Raw genomic sequence first — 21,929 nt, forward strand, 5'->3', positions numbered from 1 at the left:
GTCCGCAGTTTTTTGCACAGCGTCTGTATGCACGGACGCTGTGCAAAGAAAAACACAATCTGCCTGCCCGACCTGATGCGCTTTGGGTTCCTGAATAACAGGGAACAGCGACGGGCGGTAGCGTGTCCGGAACTGATAAAGAGAGAGTCTCATGGAAAATCCCGCCATCCTGTTACGCCGTCTTAACCCTTACTGTGCCCGCGCGATGGAAGGGGCCGCGTCCCTGTGCCAGACCCGCGCCCATGCGGAAATCCTGCCCGAGCACTGGTTGCTGAAGCTGCTGGAGCAGGGTGAGGGCGACCTGACGGTGCTGGCGCGGCGCTACGAATGGGATATGGATACGATATGGCAGGATATGCTGGGTTTTCTGGACAGCCTGCCACGTTCGGTGCGCAGCCGTCCGCAGCTGTCGGACAGTGTCCGGGCTCTGATGCAGGAGGCCTGGCTGCACGCCTCGCTGTCGGGGGAAGAGCACATCCGCAGCATTCACCTCCTGATGGCCCTGGTGGACAAACCGAAACTGGTGCGCTGCGACGGCCTGTGGCCGCTGCTGACGCTGGCGCAGAGCCAGCTTGAGCGCCTGCGGGGGCTTCTGGATGCGCAGTCGGATGAACGCCCGGAGGTGCAGCAGGAAGCGGAGCTTACGCAGGGCGATGAGGTGGAGTTTGTCGGCCGTCCGGTGAATGCGGATATAAAAGGAGAGCTGAACCCGGCGTTACAGAATGCGCTGGACAGGTTCACCCTCGACGTCACCGCCCGCGCCCGTGAGGGCAGAATCGACCCGGTCTATGGCCGCGACAATGAAATCCGCCAGATGGTGGATATTCTTTCCCGGCGCCGCAAGAACAACCCGATTCTGGTCGGCGAACCGGGAGTCGGCAAGACCGCCCTGGTTGAAGGACTGGCGCTGCGCATCGCCGAAGGGAATGTGCCGGACGCGCTGAAGCCGGTCTCCGTGCGCACCCTTGACCTCGGCCTGTTACAGGCGGGTGCAGGCGTGAAGGGTGAGTTTGAACACCGCCTGAAAAACATCATCGACGCGGTGCAGCAGTCACCCCTGCCGGTTCTGCTCTTCATTGACGAGGCGCACACCATTATCGGTGCGGGCAACCAGGCGGGGGGCGCCGATGCGGCCAACCTGCTGAAACCGGCACTGGCCCGCGGTGAGCTCAGAACCATCGCCGCCACCACCTGGTGCGAATACAAGCAGTACTTTGAGCGCGACGCCGCGCTGGAGCGTCGTTTCCAGATGGTGAAGGTGGACGAACCGGACGACGACACCGCCTGCCTGATGCTGCGGGGACTCAAGTCACGCTACGCGGAGCACCATGGCGTGCATATTACCGATGAGGCGGTTAAAGCCGCCGTCACGCTCTCCAGACGCTATCTGACCGGACGCCAGCTGCCGGACAAGGCGGTTGACCTGCTGGACACCGCTTCGGCCCGTGTCCGCATGAGCCTGGATACGGTGCCGGAGCCGCTGACCAGGATGAAGGCGCAGCTCACGGCACTTGCCATGGAGAAACAGGCGCTGCTGGAGGATATCGCGGTGGGCAATACCGCCCACGCCGAACGTCTGGCCGCCATCGGAGAGGAAGAAGTCGGCATCATTTTGCAGCTCGATGAACGGGAAACCCGGTACGGCCAGGAGCTGAAACTCACGGAAGAACTGCTTGCCTGCCGCACGGATATCTCCCGTCAGGGGGAAATTGCGGACCTTCAGATGCAGCTTACTGCCGTGCAGCAGAATACCCCGCTGCTGGGGCTGGATGTGGACGCGCGTACCGTCGCCACCGTTATCGCCGACTGGACCGGCGTACCGCTCTCTTCCCTGATGAAGGACGAGCAGACGGAACTGCTGAGTCTTGAGCACAGTCTGGCGAAACGCGTTGTCGGTCAGGACAGTGCGCTGAATGCCATTGCGCAGCGCCTGCGCGCCAGCAAAACCGGCCTTGCACCAGAGAATGGCCCGCAGGGCGTGTTCCTGCTTGTGGGACCGAGCGGCACCGGCAAGACGGAAACGGCGCTGGCACTGGCGGACGAGTTGTTCGGCGGCGAGAAATCCCTTATCACCATCAACCTCTCGGAATACCAGGAGCCGCACACCGTCTCTCAGCTCAAGGGCTCACCTCCGGGCTACGTTGGTTACGGTCAGGGCGGCATTCTGACCGAAGCCGTCCGCAAGCGCCCGTACAGCGTGGTGCTGCTGGATGAAGTGGAAAAGGCGCACCGGGACGTGATGAACCTGTTCTACCAGGTCTTTGACCGGGGATTCATGCGCGACGGAGAGGGGCGTGAAATTGACTTCCGTAACACGGTGATACTGATGACCTCGAACCTTGGCAGCGACCTTATCATGCAGATGCTGGATGAAAATCCGGACGCCACCGAAGGCGACCTGCACGAACTGCTGCGTCCTGTCCTGCGGGACCACTTCCAGCCCGCGCTGCTGGCGCGCTTCCAGACGGTGATTTACCGTCCGCTGGCACAGGCAGCGATGCGTATGATTGTCGGCATGAAGCTCGGCCAGGTGAGTCAGCGCCTGGCCCGGCATTACGGCATGAAAACCGCTATAGCAGACAGCCTGTCTGATGCGCTGACCGATGCCTGCCTGCTGCCGGACACCGGGGCGCGCAATATCGACAGCCTGCTGAACCAGCAGATTCTGCCGGTCCTGAGCCAGCAGCTGCTGAGCCAGATGGCGGCGGGAAAGAAGCCGCATACCCTGACGCTTGGCTGGGATGAGGAAGAGGGCATAGTGCTCGAGTTTGACCGGACAGAAGGTGAGCATGCATGAGCAGTAATCTTCCCTTACGATTCAGCCACAGCCATCACCTGCTTTCGGTGAAGGGCTGCGATGCAGGGCTTGATGTGCTGGCATTTGAGGGCGATGAAGCCCTGAGCACACCGTTCAGCTACCGTACTGAATTCACCAGCGCGGATCATGCCATCAGCAAAGAGATGATGCTGATGAAAGCGGCTTCCCTGACGCTTCAGGCCCCGGTAGACCAGGGTTACGGTATCAAAATACAGCAGCCGGTGCGGGTGATTCAGGGCGTGGTGACCGGTTTTGAACGCCTAAGCACGTCAAAAGATGAAACCCGCTACGCCCTGACGCTTGCGCCGCGTCTGGCGCTGCTCGACCGCTCGCACCAGAACGCGATTTACCAGGACATGTCGGTTCCGCAAATCGTGGAAAAAATCCTGCGCGAACGTCACGGCATGCGCGGCCAGGACTTCCTGTTCTCACTGAGTAAAGAGTATCCACGCCGTGAGCAGGTGATGCAGTACGCTGAGGACGACCTGCACTTCATCACCCGCCTGCTGGGCGAGGTCGGTATATGGTTCCGCTTCACCACCGACACGCGCCTCAGCATTGACGTGGTGGAGTTTTATGACAGCCAGCAGGGGTATGAGAAAGGCCTGACGCTGCCGTCGGTACCGCCGTCAGGGCAGTACTCGCAGGGTGTGGACGCGGTGTGGGATATGGAGAGCCGTCATAAGGTGGTCCAGAAGGAGGTCAGCACCCGCGATTACAACTACCGTCAGGCCACGGAGGATATGAACGCCCGGGTTGACGCGACCGGCGGGGATACCACCACCTGTGGTGAGGCCTATCATTACGGCGATAATTATCTGATGCAGGGAAGTGCGTATGACCGCAACCCGGCAGCGGAGTCCGGTGCGTTTTACGCCCGCATCCGTCACGAACGCTACCTGAATGGCCAGACGCAGACCGTTGCCTTCACTAGTTGTCCGGTGCTCTCTCCGGGTATGCTGCTGACCGTCACCGGCGAGTACGAAGTGGCAGACGTGTTTGCGCAGGGCGTGGTTGTCACGGCGATGCACAGCCATGCGCAGCGTGATGCGGACTTTTGCGTCAGGTTTGACGGTATCCCGGACAGCCCGGATTTCAGTTTTCGCCCGGAGCCTGGTTCACGTCCGGTGATGGCCGGTACCTTACCGGCCCGCGTCACCAGTACCACTGAAAATGACACCTACGGGCATATCGACAAAGACGGCCGCTACCGCGTCAGTATGCTGTTTGACCGTGAGAACTGGGAGACCGGGTTCGAGAGCCTGTGGGTCCGTCAGTCCCGGCCGTACGCCGGGAATACCTACGGCCTGCACCTGCCGCTGCTGGCAGGCACCGAGGTGGCGATTGGCTTTGAGGACGGTAACCCGGACCGGCCGTACATTGCCGGTGTGCTGCACGACTCGGCGCACGGCGACCACGTCACCATCCGCAACTACAAGCGTAACGTGCTGCGCACGCCGGCGAACAACAAAATCCGCCTCGACGACGAGCGCGGGAAAGAGCATATCAAGGTCAGCACGGAGTACGGCGGCAAGAGCCAGCTGAATCTAGGCCATCTGGTTGACAGCGACAGGCAGAAGCGCGGCGAGGGGTTTGAACTCAGAACCGACAACTGGGGCGCCATCCGGGCGCAGAAAGGGATTTTTATCAGTGCTGACGGCCAGGCGAAGGCGCAGGGCCAGGTGCTGGAGATGGCGCCGGCGGTCAGCAATCTCGGCGATGCCCGGGAGCAGATGACATCCATCTCCGGTGATGCGCAGCAGGCGACCGCGAACCCGGCAGACCTTCAGGCGCAAATCGCCCTGCTGGAACAGCATCTGACGGACCTTAAAAAATCAGTGCTGCTGATGAGCGCACCGGACGGTATGGCGCTGACCAGCGGACAACACCTGCAGGTCTCGGCCGGGCAGAACCTGATTGCCACAGCCGGTAAAAATGCGGACGTCAGCGTGGTGAAAAATCTGTTCATCGGGGTGGGCAGTGCCCTGAGCGTGTTTGTGCGCAAGCTGGGAATAAAGCTTATCGCGAACCAGGGGCCGGTGCAGGTACAGGCACAGAACGACCTGATGGCATTGCTGGCACGAAAAGAACTCAGCATCGTCAGCACGGAAGATGAAATCAAAATCCTTGCGAAGAAGAAGATCACGCTGAACGGCGGCGGGAGTTATATCACACTGGATGTGAATGCGATTGAGGCGGCGACGCTCGGGGATTACCGGACACGGGCGGGATTTTATGACCGGCAGCAGAAGGCAAATAAACCAGAAGATTTCCCGAGTATTGCCCCGATAGCAGCAGAACCTGCCAGCTCCGGTAACAACCAGCAAGAAAAACCAGACAAAGACGAAGATGTCCCGGGTACTGGTCCTGCTGCTCCGGAAGCAGCAGAGCCAGCCAGTTATTTCCTTTTTTCCTGACACGGAGTCATAACATGATTATCAGCCCACCGTTTCTGAGAAACAGAACTGCATCCCAGTCTGATGCCGACTGGACTGGCGCAATGATGCCGGTTAATCCAGACCAGGGATTCCCGTTGAACGGAGCAGAATCCTGGCATAGAGGTATTCACATTACACATACAGACAGAGCAAGTTCTCCTGAAAAAATCCGGGCAATTGCTGATGGCGTGGTGGTTTCGTTCCGCCAGCCATCGTCGTCTAAAGATGCAGAACCACTCAATTATCTCGGACCGACAGATGACGGCTATGTGTTGCTGAAGCATGAAACGGAGACAGGAAGCGGAGATAACGGGAAGGTCATATTCTATTCACTGTGCATGCATATGAAATTTCTGGAGGCAGAAATAAAACAGGATGCAAAAATATACCGTAAAGCCCTCCTGGGCTCTTCAGGCACGTGCAGTGGACGGAATGAATTCCATTTCCAGATTTTCTGTGATGACAACAATATCAGCAAGCTGACGGGCAGAACGACCCGTGAACTGGACGTGTCGAAAGATGGCCGGACTGATGCCGTTTACGGAGATATTCACTTTTATCTTCCGGCCGGAACGAAGTTTTTTGATAAGGCACCCGCAAATAACAGTACTTCCATAACCGGGCTTTCTGAGCTGTATACCAGCAGTGCGCCTCTGTATGCCAGTATGACGCTGGCACAGGGCAGCTGCACGATGGTGACCCGGCAGAAAAATACGCAGACTGACGGGAAGTATGACCTGCTGGGCGACCCTCTGGTGAATGCTGACGGAGAGGACTACGAATATAATCTCTATAACACCGCGATGCGGAATTATAAGGAAAGCCCCAGCGCCGGGTTTGAGCTGCTTCGTTTTGGCCGGGTGATCAATACGGAGCATGAAACGCTGGTACCGGCAGATGCGCCATTATGGATGACGGTCAGTTATCCGGGTGGCAAAGGGGTGGTCAATCTCGCTGATCCGAATATTAAAAAGTTCAGTGACGCTGATTTTCCTCACTGGACGGGCTGGCAGCTGGTTGATGACGATGCGGACAGTAATAGTCAGTGTAGCTCAGCCATAATCAGGAAGCTGCAGGAGGACGGTGAGTACAATAATCAGTGTGGAAAGTTAATCTGTCATTTCCCGTTCGAATGGGAAAAAAGTACGATCGATACCCGTTTTTCATGGCTGAAAACAGGAAATGACAAGCGTGCTCCGATGACGGAAGCAGATTATGCAAAATTTAAGGCTCATGCAGAAGCGTTGTGCTTTGATTCCGGAGCATTCAATAGTGGAAGACTGTGGCATTTTGAGCCAAACGCATTCATTGAACATTTTAGAAAATGTAGTTGGATGAATCTTGATGAGTTAGCTGCCACATTTCCGAAATATTTATTTTACTCTTCAAATGGAAACCCAAGAACTGCTCAAAAGCAGCCTGCAAGCGTGTATACAATAGATCATGAACAAGCCAAAACTAGGATTGAGTCGCATTACGAATCGTTGAATTTGTGTATTAGAAAATACATTGGAAACGACAAAAAAAGAATATCATTTTTTCTACCCCAAACATTACTAGAAACTGCTCAGTGGAGGGATTTAGGTGGTAGTAAGAGGTTATTACATGAGTGGGGGTTTGGACGTTATAATTCAGTGAATCCTGCCACGGAGTATTATACTGTTTTTTATGGTAGAGGGATCATGCAACTTACATGGGCAGGACTGTATAAAACCTACGGTGAATACCGAAATTTTCCAAATCATTCAGGTTCATATACGGATCGATTACGCCCTGATGCTCCGCGGCTTACTTCAATCTCAACCCATTATGCAGCCCATCCCGATGATGGGGGGACTTTGTTTCGGTGGTCTCCAAGATTCGATCCTGATATCGTGGCTGAAGATAAATACAACGCTTGTGATTCTGGTGGATTTTATTGGGCTTCAAAGGTATATAGACGAAAAACCTCAATGAATAGAGTCGCGGATGAAGATTTCACAGCAGATAATGTCGGGTTAATCAATCGTTTGGTTAATGGGGGCTCGAATGGGTACTATGAAAGACAAGCCTACTCGAAATTTATTGGTTTTTATTTAATGGATGAGATAAATACTGATGCAACTGTTACTGTAAGCCCTACTGGAAAATCTCGCATTGTTGTGGACTTAACAAAATCCTAAGGTGTTATGATGAGATATATTATTTTTGTTTTTTGCATTTTTACAAATATTGCATTGGGTTGTGATAATACACTTTTAAATGTTAACATTGCAGAGGGTATTTCTGCGAAGATTTTGCTGAAAAGTAATGATTCGTTGTCAATGTCGATTTTAATTCATGGTAAGATTATTAGTACAGAAGAAATAGATGTTTCATCTGAGAAAAAAAATCATGTTACATTCGAAGATTATAATCGTGATGGTTATAAAGACTTCAGTGTATGGCATTTAGATGAAGGAATGGGTACGTATAAGATTTATAGATTATTTATCTTTGCACCATCTGAGGTAAAATTCAAAGAGATAAAGTCTGGATGCGGCGATGGTTTTGTTAATATTCGGATTGAAGGTGACAATTTAATTAACACGTTTTATGATGGTAACGCTCCGAAATCATGCGCTATGCCAATTGACGCTCTTAAGTGAAATAAGTATCAATAATTGAGTAGTGGAAGACTGTGGCATTTTGAGCCAAAAACATTCATTAAACATTTTAGAAACTATGGATGGTTAAGTTTCTATGAAATGAAACAAATAGTACCTAGCCATGCACTGCGGCAATCTGGCAGAGATCGGTTTGCTTGGGAGGCAATTAATGCGAATTTAAGAAAGCCGGGCTCAATTTTAAGTAACCAGATTTCAAATTTAAATTCCTCGATGAGAAAGTATTGTATTAATACTCCCTTTAGGATTTATTGCTTTTTAGGTAATGCAATACAAGAAACAGGCTGGTTAAGTACCCTTCATGAAGGAAATGGCAGTAACCTCTGGTACGCCCCGTGGTACGGACGCGGTTTTTTGCAATTAACTAATCCAGAAAACCATCTAAATTATTTTAAATATATTGGCAAGGTAGTTCAGGATCAATTAAAACGAAGTTTGGTTGACGCATATGCATTAATTGCAGCACAACCACCTGCGAAAAGATCTAATGCGACATTGCAAGATCGCCACTTCCCTACGCTTCCAACAGAGTTTATAGAACTAAGGAGCGAGGTTAGTGATTCACAAGGTACATTAGCTGCAGATAGCGCTGGGTTTTATTGGGTAAAAAATAAGATGGCTAAATATGCCGATGAGGAGCATGTTTTAGAGAGGGCTTCTGTTAATTCAAATCTGGGAATTAAGTATTACTACCGAAGTCCTAGTTTTTGGAAAGCAAGTGCCGCAGTTAATTTACCTGGAAGGATCGGTTCACTTTACCATCGCTCACTAAATGGATTCGATTCAAGATGCTGTGCCTACGGAGTTGCCATTGCTATTTTAACTGAAAATAAATTCCCGAATGCTTCTGGAAGTTTTGTTTTGGACTTTCCAGAAGGATATAATCATAGGACGTAAATTATATGAAATTGTTATATATAGTGGTTTTTCTCAGTATTAGTTCCTTCGCTATGGCCTCTGCTCCTGAAGCTAAAATTGAAAATACTTCAGTAACCAGAGCATTGACTTCAGATTCTAACGCAGAAATCTCTTCGTCATCCAGTTTTGATGCATGTAATGTGCATTTCAGTGATTACAAATTCCCTACATTGTCAGAGGATGAGTACTTTAAAAAAAATCGCCAATATCAGAGTGGAGTTGTTTATATTCTGGTGAGGCATTTGAAGCGGGATATGATACACAGCAAGTAAACACTAAAGGAATTAGTGTTAGTAGTACTGATAATAAAATTGTTTATGATTATAAGAATAAGATATGGAAACTAATACCAGATACAGCTTATGTAAAAAATGGAAAGATAAACCATCTATCACTAGTGCAGGTAAAAAGTAAAAATGCATCTGGTTTTATGGCTGTTAACAGTATGGCGAAACTCATAGATGGAACTCTAGGTGAGAGCATTTATTTCTGTTTGATACATAAAAATAATGCTCTATGTGGCTCTGGCATTAATTCCCCTGATGATAAAAATGAAGAGCTCTCTAAAGATGCGTTAAAACTGCTTGAGAGTATTTCATTTGATGATAACTAACCTTAGTTAATATTTATAAATTATAAATTATAAATTATAAATTATAAATTATAAATTATAAATTATGAAGTATGAAGTATGAATGTTGTATTCACTGAAACATCCTCCTGAATGTTATCCACGACCAGTTTCACCAAAAACATCCCGCTGGTTTGTCGTTCTGGCGGCAATGTTGGTTATTAGCGTGACCCTTATGCGTATATTCTGACGCTACATCGATACCAGACACTTCTGGTTGCTTGCTATTGGCACACCTGTCGTTGTGCGGATTGTAAGTTTCGGTTTTCGCATATGGCTCTGGCCATTACAGGACAGTAAAGCGAATAGTTTTGCCCGGCGTTAAGTGAGACCCGTAAAACACGCCGCGCGCTTCAGATATTGAATATGACTTTTATAAGGAAGACAAACAGCAGAACCTGCCAGCTCCGGTAACAACCAGCAAGAAAAACCAGACAAAGACGAAGATGTCCCGGGTACTGGCTCTGCTGCTCCGGAAGCAGCAGAGCCAGCCAGTTATTTCCTTTTTTCCTGACACGGAGTCATAACATGATTATCAGCCCACCGTTTCTGAGAAACAGAACTGCATCCCAGTCTGATGCCGACTGGACTGGCGCAATGATGCCGGTTAATCCAGACCAGGGATTCCCGTTGAACGGAGCAGAATCCTGGCATAGAGGTATTCACATTACACATACAGACAGAGCAAGTTCTCCTGAAAAAATCCGGGCAATTGCTGATGGCGTGGTGGTTTCGTTCCGCCAGCCATCGTCGTCTAAAGATGCAGAACCACTCAATTATCTCGGACCGACAGATGACGGCTATGTGTTGCTGAAGCATGAAACGGAGACAGGAAGCGGAGATAACGGGAAGGTCATATTCTATTCACTGTGCATGCATATGAAATTTCTGGAGGCAGAAATAAAACAGGATGCAAAAATATACCGTAAAGCCCTCCTGGGCTCTTCAGGCACGTGCAGTGGACGGAATGAATTCCATTTCCAGATTTTCTGTGATGACAACAATATCAGCAAGCTGACGGGCAGAACGACCCGTGAACTGGACGTGTCGAAAGATGGCCGGACTGATGCCGTTTACGGAGATATTCACTTTTATCTTCCGGCCGGAACGAAGTTTTTTGATAAGGCACCCGCAAATAACAGTACTTCCATAACCGGGCTTTCTGAGCTGTATACCAGCAGTGCGCCTCTGTATGCCAGTATGACGCTGGCACAGGGCAGCTGCACGATGGTGACCCGGCAGAAAAATACGCAGACTGACGGGAAGTATGACCTGCTGGGCGACCCTCTGGTGAATGCTGACGGAGAGGACTACGAATATAATCTCTATAACACCGCGATGCGGAATTATAAGGAAAGCCCCAGCGCCGGGTTTGAGCTGCTTCGTTTTGGCCGGGTGATCAATACGGAGCATGAAACGCTGGTACCGGCAGATGCGCCATTATGGATGACGGTCAGTTATCCGGGTGGCAAAGGGGTGGTCAATCTCGCTGATCCGAATATTAAAAAGTTCAGTGACGCTGATTTTCCTCACTGGACGGGCTGGCAGCTGGTTGATGACGATGCGGACAGTAATAGTCAGTGTAGCTCAGCCATAATCAGGAAGCTGCAGGAGGACGGTGAGTACAATAATCAGTGTGGAAAGTTAATCTGTCATTTCCCGTTCGAATGGGAAAAAAGTACGATCGATACCCGTTTTTCATGGCTGAAAACAGGAAATGACAAGCGTGCTCCGATGACGGAAGCAGATTATGCAAAATTTAAGGCTCATGCAGAAGCGTTGTGCTTTGATTCCGGAGCATTGAGTAGTGGAAGACTGTGGCATTTTGAGCCAAAAGCATTTATTAGACACTTCAGAAAGTGTGGTTGGCTTGACTGTGATGTAATTGAAAAGGTAATGGCAGCGAATATTAGTAAGAAAAATAAAAATGCATCTGATAACATTAAAGAGAGTGTGTTAGAGTACTATGTGGACATAAATAAAATAATGCAAAAATATAATTTATCTGATACTAACAGAATTTGTCATTTTTTAGGGCAGGGCGCAGTGGAATCAGGGTATTTATTGTCTATGCAGGAAACCAGTCAGCAACAGATTATAGTCGATGGTGTTCAGAAAGGTGGTGCTATTGTCGAAACATCGACACTTAATGAAACTACTGAGCTAGGGCATTGGTACGGATTTCTTGAAACTGAGAAAGATAATTACTTCTCAGGGAAAAAATACAATTCTCGTGGAGGGTATATCACAGGCTCCTATAGCTGGATCAATGGTAACTGTGGAGATGTTGACGCGCAAAAGTTCAGAGGTAGAGGATTTAAGATGCTAACTGGCCTTGACACATATTCAAGCTATTGGATATATCGAGGTTGGTTGACTAAAAATGATTTCGATAAATATTGGTGGGATGACCCTGAGTACAAGAAAAAAAATGCTGCTGGCATGAAGAAAAATCCTCCAAAAATAGAAAGTCCTCAGAAATTGACAGAGAGTTCATACAACTGTGTTGATACAGGTGGCTTTTTTATAGCGTGTTTTAAATCTAAAGTTCTTAAACTTATGGATGGAGACAAATTTGGTAAGTCTGATGATGATAGTACTATTTTGTCGGTAACTAAAGGTATAAATGGTGCAGTTAAAGGGATAGCCCAAAGGAAGATAACTACAAAAAAAGCGAAAGAGGTGATTGATGATGAAATTTAAAACCAATCTATTTTTGTTTATGATGCTCGGCGCTATGACTTTTAGTTCTTGGGGGGCATATTACAATACCATTGAAGTTGATGGTGTTAGCATAAGTTTTGATAAAAATAAAGCTGGAGATGTAATTGTTCATGATCAAAAGTCAAATGTGAATTATTCCTGTAAATTAGATAACTGGGATGATTCATTACTTTCTGGAGCAGGAAGCATATCTTTAACTAGTGATCATGTAGGTGTGCTTATAGCATCAGGTAATAAATATTTGATTGTTAATGATATTATAAATTGTAAAGAAAAGTCCATCAGCATTCATTTCATCCCATACTTTGATGAAGACATTTCGTCAATTATAGATGTGAACTTTGAAAAAAAAATAGTACTGGCATTGGTTGTGATTGATGCTCACCTCAGGTCATATCAAGCGATTGTTTCAAAATTTAATGGGACTGATAATCTATTGTCAGGAAAAGGGTTTTGGAGTAATTCTAAAAAGGAATCTGATGATGACAGCTTGTTTTATCTCGGACATACGATATATCTTGGAAAAATATCTGTCAATGCTAAATATGTCGCACCAAATGACTTGGATTGTACTGTGAATTCATTTCCTGGTGTTTGGGATATTGAACGGAAAATGAAAGTTGCCTTCCTGGAGGATAAAGATGATGTAGTTATTGATCGTAAATGCAAAGAGCTTTTTTCAGGTGAGAAAACTCTGAGTGAACTTGGTGGAAAACTCATCAACACTAAAAAAATATACAATCCGCAATAGACGATTAATGGCCTCCGGAAAATTAGGGCATTTTTCGGGCTGATAAGGGAGCAGAAGAGGTTACACGGAGAATAAATCCAGGACGAATGGCATTTGAGGATGTCAGATAGCCTGCGTTTTAGCATGCCTGGTATGTGCTTAACGATTTTACAGAACAAGAATCCGATTATTATGCTATTACGTAATGAAAATGAAATTTCTTAAGTTGTTAATTCTATTATTTGTGTTAATGATCTTCTCAGTTTTTGCAATGAGTTCAAATGCAAAACTGACTCCTCATCAAACAGTCATTAATTTTATTAGTGACTATGAGGCGTGGAATCAATTTGCTACGCAAAATTTATGTGAAGATACGGGTTTTCAGGCAAAAGAGGAATACATTAAATTACTGAATAAATATTGTACGCAATCTTCTGGCAGAATTGGTTATAATACGTATGGGCAATATTCCTTGCATGTTTCCGGTGGGGAGAGAGTAATTAGTACCAAAAAAGCAAGAGCCAGCTGAATCTCGGCCTCTTGGTCGACAGCGAAAAACGATAGAGTACATAGTCATGTCAGGAGACTCCCTCTCGAAAATTGCCGAACGTTATAAGACAAGTACTGATGAAATTGCTAAAAATAATAATATAAAAGATGTAAGTAAGATCTTCCCCGGTCAGCACTTGACGATTTATGGTGTCAATACTAGTGACCCTTCAGTGTATATCGTTTCACCGGGTGATACTCTTGCGGAGATCGCGGATAAATACGATGTTAGTTTAGACGAAATCGCACGACAGAACAACATATCCGATCCTAATAAAATTTACCCAGGGCAATCATTTTCCATAAGCAAAAGTGGTAGTAATGCTGTTGGCGAAACAGAAAAACCAGCAGTTAGCCCTCCAGCATCAAAATCAGTGAATAAAAAAACGCTGGAATCGATTGGGGGAAAAAATTCTGTAAATCCAATAGCTATACTCCTTCACGACCAGAGAGAAGCTCCGTGGATGAATATTGCACTGAGTGAGGCAAAGAAATGGCATGGAACTAAAGAAGACTCTATTACCAGCAATTATCATGCATTAATAGGTCATAAATGGATAAAAAATCTAGTTGGGACATCAAATGCTTGGTGTTCGTCTTTTGTAAATTATTGTTTTCAAGAAAGTGGATATCATAAAACAGTGCCAGATCCATATCGTGCTATTTCGTTTTTTAAAGATAGCAATAACTTTTTTGAAATCAAAAAACCTATCTATGGATGTGCCGCATCATCAGGAAAGCATGCAACCTTTGTATATGGTCAATCGAAGTCTGGAGAATTAATTTGTTTGGGCGGTAATCAGGGTGACACAATAAAATTTTCACTTTTTAAAGATTTTAGATTTTTTTTACCAGTGGCATATAAAGGATACTATGAGTCAAATGCACAAAAAGAATTAGACATCTTTGATGTAAATGAACTGAATGAAATGATTGGTATTCATTCTAAAACAACTGGACACGAGAGCACAAGATGATTCTAACAAACAAGATAAAACTAGCATTATTTCTGGTGACTTTGCCTGTTATGAGTAGTTTTGCATCTTCTTTTACTAAGGAGTTTGTTAGGATTGATGGTGTCCATAAGGTGAGGATTGATATTCAAGAAGAAAATCTTGGGGATGTTAAAAATTCAACAATAACCGCTTCGGAGTATGTGAAAAACAAAAAAATATGGAGTCTTGTCGATTTTGTAAATAAATGTCCGCTTGATATAAATATGGCCTTGATTAAGGGCTCATTCGAGGTTAAGAAAATTAATGACTCATTAGATACAGTATTGTTTGCTTATACCATAGGTTGTGTGGGCGGCCTTGATCCAGTTGCTGTAAAATATTTTGCTTATGAAAATGGTATTAAGCATTCTCTTCGAGGAGAAGAACGGATGATTACGCCTGATGGGGTAATTGATAATAATATTAGACCATTACCAGATACTAATTTAAAAAATAATATTCTTTTGCATAAATACATGCTCAACAATTGGTGTAAAGCATCAACAGTTGTTCTGGAGTAAACATATTTTGATTAGACATTAAATAAATTCAGTGTACCAGAATTATTTTTGAATGGGAAAGGTAAAAAATTAATGAAAAAATCCCACTCATGTTCTTGCATTTCTTATCGTGGGGATGATAATAAAATCCAATATATCAATAATGTTTCATTCAACTACAAAGGTAGTAGCTAGAGACATAAAAAATCGGTAATGTATATGCTTCCGATTATGCTTACGGAAAAAGACCAGGTAAATTGAATGCAGATAAAGATAATAAAGCGTATCTTGCTTACAACTACATACCCAACAGAGAGAACAGGTTTTTCTTTTTTCATAATGAAATGACTATATTTTATATCTTCGAAAAACATGGGCCACTTTATGTGAATTCCGAAGTATGTACTCAAAAAAACAATGCATTGCCGTGGGTATTATACATCAGGCCCTGAAATTGGCCGCCTCAGAATAGAAACAAATTACATTGACATACAAGGTAATTATATTGAGGAGGGTAAGCGCATTTCATATGATTCAAACGGGGAGGTAACGCTAATTGAAATTAAAAACAGAGGCCATAAAAAATATGAAATGATCTTTGACAGATATCCCGAGAGAGCCAAACATTTTTCCCTTTTAGCTAATGCTTAGAAATTTTGAATCATGAGTGTGTGAATGCGGTATTCCCTTAAACATCTTCCTGAATGTTATCCACTACCAGTTCCGCCAAAAACATCCCGCTGGTTTGCTGTCCTGGCGGCAATGCTGGTCATCAGTGTGATCCTCATGCGGATATTCGGGCGATACATCGATAACAACCACTTCTGGTTGGTCGCTATTGGTACGCCCGTTGTTGTTTGGATTATAAGTTTCGGTTTTCGTATGTGGCACTGGTCATTACAGGACAGTAAAGCGAATAGTTTTGACCGGCATCGGGAACGCTGGATCTTAAGTGAGACCCGTAAAGCACGCCGCGCGCTTCAGATACTGAATATGACATTTATAACTGCCCATAAGGAAGACAAACAGGGTTCTGTCGCTGTTGAGATGCTCAAGAATCACAGCATTATTATTTCTCAGTCGGACTGGAAAGGTGAAAAAGGCAAGAGGCTGAGCCGTATTACGACAGAGCCGGGAGAGACTCCTGAGCTGGTTGTCTCACGTCTGTTTTCTGAACTCATTGCGGATCTGCCAGTTGGCCAGTTCCCGGAAAATGCCTCACTGGCTGTCATCCTTAATATCTCGTCAACTTTGTCATTCCCTGCGGTTCAGGAAATTTGGCAGGAAGCCTGGAAGGAAAGTGGAATAACCTGCGCGGTTGAGTATGTGGACAGCAATGGGCCGGGAGTAGTTAGCCACTGGCTGGATTACCGCATTAAAGATGAAACGATGTTATTGATCGTTGGCCTCCAGATTGACCCGGTTGACTCAAACAATACCGCAGAAGCCGCTGTTGCACTGCTTCTCGGCAATCGCCTGACACAGGAGGCACTCGAACCTCTCGCGCTGCTGCACCGGCCAGATGCTTCCTCTCCTGGTGAATTGAGCGAGGGGATGAACATGGCAGCCTGGAACGTCCCGCTCAAAGGACATATCGTTAAAAATTTATGGCTTGCCGGACTGACGGGTGAGCAGCACGCAGAAGTGATCACGTGTCAGAATGTACATCCTGCGCAGTCTGTAGCGGACGACTCCGTCATTTCACTCGACAGGTCTATGGGACGTGCCGGTGCCGCAGCCCCCTGGCTTGCCATCGCTGCCGCCACTGAAATCGCCCAACAAACACAGTCACCACAGATGATTATCTGTGGCGATACCACAAAGAATGTGCTGTGGAGCACGCTCATTACCCCGATTGCTTCCCGACAGGAGATGGATCCGTGAAGCTACCTTTTGCTATTGCACCAAAGACTACGGAAGGCCGCTATCTTGCTGTCGCATTGCTTTTCTTTTTGTTGTTAGCCGTTATGACGTTCATGATCTGGAAGCATCCGGATATTGCCGGGATTCAAGACGGTAGTCAGCAGCAAATTTACTGGCTTATCGCTGGCGGATGTATTTCAGGCTGCACCCTTATCCTATCCATGTTGCTCCTGGCGGCAGTTCGTAATGCCGGTAAGCAGGAGTTTAATGCGCTTGTCGACGATACCAGTGGTGATGATGAAAAAAGGAAGCGGGAAAATGATAACGCCCCTGTTCACCCTGCGGTGGTCATGTGTGACAGGATTCGGGCGCATCTCCGCTCCCGTATTAGTTTTTACTGGCGTAGCAAAACACGTCTGCTGTTAATCACCGGCGATGAAGCCGCGATCGAGCAACTGGTACCCGGCCTGCAACAGCAGCAGTGGCTCGAAGGCAACCGCACCGTGCTGATTTATGGCGGCAGCCTGGCATCGGAGCCTGACCGCGAAAAATACACAGCGCTGCGTAAACTACGCCGCGGGCGCCCGCTGGACGGGATTATCCGTGTACTGCCTGAGTCGCTTAATCTTACCCCACATATCAGCGACAGCGATTTACGCGGCCTGGAAAAAATCAGCGAACTGCTGCGTTATTCCGCTCCGGTCTGGCTGTGGCAACTGTGCAGCAGTCACTGGTCGCAGGGTACGCGTCCTGAGCAGGCGGTAGGTGCAAGCTTTCCACCACGCGCAAAAGAAGACGATGTAATCCGCCAGCTGGAACTGATGCTGCCAGCCCTGCGGGCGCAGGGGATGAGTCAGGTCGCGGAAAACAGCAGCCACGACTTCCTGCTGCGCCTGAGCCAGCACCTGAACGATGGTGCTATTGCCCGCTGGGCTCAGCAGTTGCAGCCATGGCTCTTTGTTTCTCAGCAGCGCGTCCCGCTGCGTGGTCTGATGTTCAGCCTGTCGGAGAAGAAACCTGCCGGAATGTCAGCGGGAACAGCCGACGCTGAGAATTATGGATCACAGCGTCATGCCCTGACTCTGCCAGCAACCTGGCAGGGGATTGTCGACGACTGCACCCGCGTACGTGGCCGTCGTGTCGGTATGCCGTGGGAACGGGCGCTGGCCTGGGCACTGATGGCCATCATCAGTGTCTGGGGTGGAGGGACGCTGCTGTCGTTTGCGGTCAACCGGTCACAAATCGTTTCTGTTGCACAGCAGGCTCATGCTCTGGTGGAGCACCCTTCTGTATCGGATTACCAACTGACGGCCCTGCATGCTCTGCGTAATGATGCCGGTCGTCTGCTGCACCATATTCAGGACGGCGCGCCATGGTATCAGCGCTTTGGTCTGGACCATGATCAGCAGTTGCTTGACGCAATGCTGCCCTGGTACGGAGTGGCGAACAACCGTCTGATACGTGACCCGGCAAATGAAGCGCTTAAGCAGAAGCTCATTGCGCTGGTCAATTCGGCACCCAACAGCGACCAGCGGACACAGATGGCGAAACCGGGTTATGACCAGCTGAAAGCCTGGCTGATGATGTCCCGTCCGGATAAAGCTGATGGTGCATTCTACGCGCAAACCATGAAAACCGTGCAGCCGACGCGTTTAGGCATCTCAGCTGGCCTGTGGCAAAGCCTGTCACCGGATTTGTGGGCTTTCTACATCACCGAACTGCCAGCGCAGCCACAGTGGAAAACCACACCGGATGCGCAACTGGTCAGCCAGAGCCGCCAGGTGCTGTTGCAGCAAATTGGACGGCGCAACGCGGAAAGTACGCTTTACGAGAACATGCTCAAATCCGTGCGTCGTAACTTCGCCGATGTGTCTCTGGAGGACATGACCGGCGGTACCGATGCCCGTCGCCTGTTTACCACCGATGAGGTGGTGCCGGGCATGTTCACCCGTCAGGCCTGGGAGGGTGGTATTCAGCAGGCCATTGAGAAAGCGGCAAACTCCCGCCGCGATGAAATTGACTGGGTGCTGAGCGACAGCCGGAAAGCCGTCTCCTCAGACCTGTCGCCGGAAGCACTGAAAGCACGTCTGACGGAACGCTACTTCACCGACTTTGCCGGTAGCTGGCTGAGCTTCCTCAACAGCCTGCAACTTAATCCGGCAAACAATATTGCAGACGTCACCGACCAGCTGACGCTGATGAGTGATGTTCGTCAGTCACCGCTGATTGCCCTGATGAACACCCTCGCCTGGCAGGGGCAGACCGGCCAGAAGAGTGAAGGCCTGTCGGACTCCATCATCAAATCGGCTAAAGACCTGGTAGGCGGGAAGGACAAACCGGTAATTGACCAGTCAGCCTCAGGCCCGCAGGGCCCACTGGATGAAACCTTTGGACCGTTGCTGACACTTATGGGTAAAAACAAAGGCAGCAACGTTATGTCGGCTGACAATTCACTGAGTCTGCAAACGTATCTTACCCGTATCACCCGTGTGCGTCTGCGTCTGCAACAGGTCGCCAGCGCCTCTGACCCTCAGGAAATGATGCAGAGCCTGGCGCAGACCGTATTCCAGGGTAAAAGCGTGGACCTGACCGACACCCAGCAGTACGGCAGCCTGATTGCTGCAAGCCTGGGCGAAGAGTGGAGTGGTTTTGGCAGCACCACGTTTGTTCAACCACTGACCCAGGCCTGGGAAACTGTGCTTCAGCCATCGGCAGCGAGCCTGAATGACAAATGGAGTCGCTCCGTGGTGGCGAACTGGCATACGGCATTTGACGGACGTTTCCCATTCGCTATCAGCAAGAGTGATTCCTCTCTGCCAATGCTGGCTGAGTTTGTGCGTAAGGACAGCGGACGCATTGAGCGCTTCCTGACCACGGAACTCGGCGGTGTGCTGCATAAGGAGGGCAGCCAGTGGGTGCCGGATAAGGTTAATAGCCAGGGGCTGAGCTTTAACCCAGCCTTCCTGCGGGCGATTAATCAGCTCAGCCAGCTATCGGATATCTTATTTACCGACGGCAGTCAGGGCATCAGCTTTGAGCTACAGGCGCGTCCGGTACCGCAGGTGGTAGAAACGCAACTGACTATTGATGGACAAAAGCTGCACTACTTCAACCAGATGGCAGACTGGCAGAGCTTCCGCTGGCCTGGTGACACCTACAAGCCCGGAACCATGCTGACATGGACTACCGTCAATGCGGGTGCACGTCTGTTTGGTGATTACAGCGGAACCTGGGGCTTTATTCGCTGGCTGGATGAAAGTAAGAGAGAGCAGCTTGACCGCAGTCAGTGGATGATGAGTTTTACCGCCCCGGATGGTCGTACCCTACAGTGGGTACTGCGTTCACAACTGGGCAGTGGGCCGCTGGCGTTACTGGCACTCCGGGGTTTTACGCTGCCAGATCAAATATTTAGCGTAGATAGCGCGGCTATGGCGCAGGCGCTGATGACCAATACAGAAAACAGTGACATGGACGGAGTCGAATAATGGACGCTTTGCAGAATCTGGTTGTTGCCTGCCAGGCAGATGAAACCCTGCTGCGACAGCAGGCGCAGTCACATTCCGAAAGCTGGCAGCGCTGGCTTACCCCGATCAGTGAGAACAGTCCTACAGGAGAAGACCCGGGTTATGACGATGATTTCCAGCGTATCCGGGAGGAGGTCAATAAACTTTCCAGTATTGATACCGGGCTGATTTGCCAACTGGCTGAAAAGGTGTTGAACACTGTGGCCAAAGATGTCCGGGTTGCTACTTACTATTGTTGGGCGCGCTTGCACCAGGACGGTGAAACCGGGTTTGCTGAAGGGCTTGAGTTACTGGCGGGATTACTAACCCAATATGGAACACAGCTCCACCCTCAGCGTGAGCGAAGCCGTAAACCAGCACTGGAGTGGCTCGCAGGCTCTCGTCTGCTTGACAGCCTGTTACTCTGGCCAGAAGTGGTACGCGACGATGCCCAGCGTACGACCGGTGCGTTGCTTCTCATCCGAGACAGTCTTGAAACTGAGCCTGAAGCGTCACGTCCAGATCTGAGTGCCCTGTACAGCGCGCTGGGTTCCCGCCTGATGAAAGCCGGTGGCGTGGATGCGGTAATACCCCAGAACGCCAGCAGTAAAACACGCGCGCAGTGGGCATCTCACGCGGCAGAACAGGACGCGCCAGTGCTGAGCCACATCACGTCAGGTCAGGATTTGCTGGCTCAGGCCCGAACCCTGACGGGATATCTACGTGAGCAACCCGATGGCTGGCTTGCCGCACACCGACTGATGAAAAGTCTGCGTCACGACACGCTGAGAGCGATCCCGGCACCGGATGCCGAAGGGAAAACGCGCATCGAACCGCCGCGGGCTGACCAGCGGGCAATGCTCAAACGGCTGTATTTGCAACAGAGCTGGCTGGAGATACTGGAACAAGCGGACAGCACTTTCTCGCGTGGCGCCAATCATCTCTGGCTGGATTTGCAGTGGTACATCCATCAGGCCCTGATTAAATCAGGCCAGGATGTGCTGGCCGATATCATTATCGCTGACCTGAAAGGGCTGCTGCGGCGCCTTCCCGGACTTGAAACGCTGGCCTTCAATGACGGCACACCCTTTGCTGATGAGGTCACGCTGAACTGGATAAACCAGAGCGTGCAGGACGAGATGTCCAACTGGCGGGATGAGCCTGTCAATGCCTTGAGTGAAACTGGCAACGATATTCTGGCCCTTGAACCGGAAGCTTTGGAGAAAGCTGACACGGATGGTCTGGATGCCACACTCCACTGGCTGCAAACGCGCCCGGGCACCGACACCACAAAAGACAAATGGTTGGTGCGTCTGCTGATGGCACGTGTGGCGGAGCAGAAGGGTAAGAATGAGCTGGCTCTGCATCTGCTGGGTGAGCTTGACGGTGCAGCACAGGCCATCACCCTCACGCAATGGACGCCAGCATTGTTGTTTGAAGTGAAATCGCGCCGCCTCAGGCTGCTGCGCATGAAAGCCGCCCGCAGCGAAACCGATAAGTCACGGCTTCAGCCAGAGATGGACCAGCTTCTGGCGGGCCTGATTGCGCTTGACCCGGCAGGCTGTGCGGTGCTTTGCGGGTAAAGCGACTGACATACCTTTAAAACACATTTATT

General features: G+C 49.1%; 14 protein-coding genes. All 14 read left to right on the forward strand.

The genetic code is table 11. The features are described 5' to 3' along the window. Positions 1–151: 151 nt before the first annotated feature. The 14 genes from tssH to tssA all read left to right on the forward strand — a co-directional run bounded on the left by tssH (position 152) and on the right by tssA (position 21,897). Positions 152–2,797 (forward strand): type VI secretion system ATPase TssH, encoded by a 2,646-nt coding sequence (gene tssH, locus ACNQ0T_RS02330; RefSeq protein ID WP_417929469.1) that lies wholly within the window; start codon positions 152–154, stop codon positions 2,795–2,797. Further along, positions 2,794–5,235 (forward strand): type VI secretion system Vgr family protein, encoded by a 2,442-nt coding sequence (locus tag ACNQ0T_RS02335; RefSeq protein WP_417929471.1) that lies wholly within the window; start codon positions 2,794–2,796, stop codon positions 5,233–5,235. The genes tssH and ACNQ0T_RS02335 overlap by 4 nt, the downstream gene beginning before the upstream one ends. Before the next feature lie 14 nt (positions 5,236–5,249). Then, positions 5,250–7,418: a M23 family peptidase gene (locus ACNQ0T_RS02340; RefSeq protein ID WP_417929472.1), complete on the forward strand. Its 2,169-nt coding sequence runs from the start codon at positions 5,250–5,252 to the stop codon at positions 7,416–7,418. A 6-nt stretch (positions 7,419–7,424) separates the two neighbouring features. Then, the gene (locus tag ACNQ0T_RS02345) at positions 7,425–7,883 is read left to right on the forward strand and encodes an XAC2610-related protein (RefSeq protein WP_417929474.1); all 459 of its coding nucleotides are present in this window, start codon (positions 7,425–7,427) and stop codon (positions 7,881–7,883) included. Between the two features lie 99 nt (positions 7,884–7,982). Next, positions 7,983–8,798, forward strand: a complete 816-nt coding sequence (locus ACNQ0T_RS02350) for a hypothetical protein (RefSeq protein WP_417929476.1) — start codon at positions 7,983–7,985, stop codon at positions 8,796–8,798. 451 nt (positions 8,799–9,249) lie between these two features. Then, entirely contained in the window at positions 9,250–9,432 is a 183-nt protein-coding gene (locus tag ACNQ0T_RS02355) for a hypothetical protein (protein WP_062932966.1), read from the forward strand. Between the two features lie 546 nt (positions 9,433–9,978). Further along, a complete protein-coding gene (locus ACNQ0T_RS02360) occupies positions 9,979–12,153 on the forward strand; it encodes a M23 family peptidase (protein WP_417929477.1) in 2,175 nt (724 codons plus the stop codon). Further along, the gene (locus ACNQ0T_RS02365) at positions 12,140–12,925 is read left to right on the forward strand and encodes a hypothetical protein (RefSeq protein ID WP_417929478.1); all 786 of its coding nucleotides are present in this window, start codon (positions 12,140–12,142) and stop codon (positions 12,923–12,925) included. The genes ACNQ0T_RS02360 and ACNQ0T_RS02365 overlap by 14 nt, the downstream gene beginning before the upstream one ends. 190 nt (positions 12,926–13,115) lie before the next feature. Next, positions 13,116–13,433 (forward strand): hypothetical protein, encoded by a 318-nt coding sequence (locus tag ACNQ0T_RS02370; RefSeq protein WP_324271218.1) that lies wholly within the window; start codon positions 13,116–13,118, stop codon positions 13,431–13,433. Between the two features lie 46 nt (positions 13,434–13,479). Beyond that, a complete protein-coding gene (locus ACNQ0T_RS02375) occupies positions 13,480–14,430 on the forward strand; it encodes a TIGR02594 family protein (protein WP_417929480.1) in 951 nt (316 codons plus the stop codon). Continuing rightward, positions 14,427–14,969, forward strand: a complete 543-nt coding sequence (locus ACNQ0T_RS02380; protein WP_062932967.1) for a M949_RS01915 family surface polysaccharide biosynthesis protein — start codon at positions 14,427–14,429, stop codon at positions 14,967–14,969. The genes ACNQ0T_RS02375 and ACNQ0T_RS02380 overlap by 4 nt, the downstream gene beginning before the upstream one ends. Positions 14,970–15,623: 654 nt before the next feature. Next, positions 15,624–16,832, forward strand: a complete 1,209-nt coding sequence (locus tag ACNQ0T_RS02385; protein WP_417929481.1) for a hypothetical protein — start codon at positions 15,624–15,626, stop codon at positions 16,830–16,832. Next, on the forward strand, positions 16,829–20,296 hold the full coding sequence (locus tag ACNQ0T_RS02390; RefSeq protein WP_417929483.1) for an ImcF-related family protein: 3,468 nt from the start codon (positions 16,829–16,831) through the stop codon (positions 20,294–20,296). The genes ACNQ0T_RS02385 and ACNQ0T_RS02390 overlap by 4 nt, the downstream gene beginning before the upstream one ends. Further along, entirely contained in the window at positions 20,296–21,897 is a 1,602-nt protein-coding gene (gene tssA / locus ACNQ0T_RS02395) for a type VI secretion system protein TssA (protein WP_417929485.1), read from the forward strand. Before ACNQ0T_RS02390 ends, tssA begins: the two co-directional genes overlap by 1 nt. Positions 21,898–21,929: the final 32 nt, after the last annotated feature.

The organism is Enterobacter cloacae complex sp.6700776 (assembly GCF_048284255.1).
Taxonomy (GTDB): Bacteria; Pseudomonadota; Gammaproteobacteria; order Enterobacterales; family Enterobacteriaceae; genus Enterobacter; species Enterobacter intestinihominis.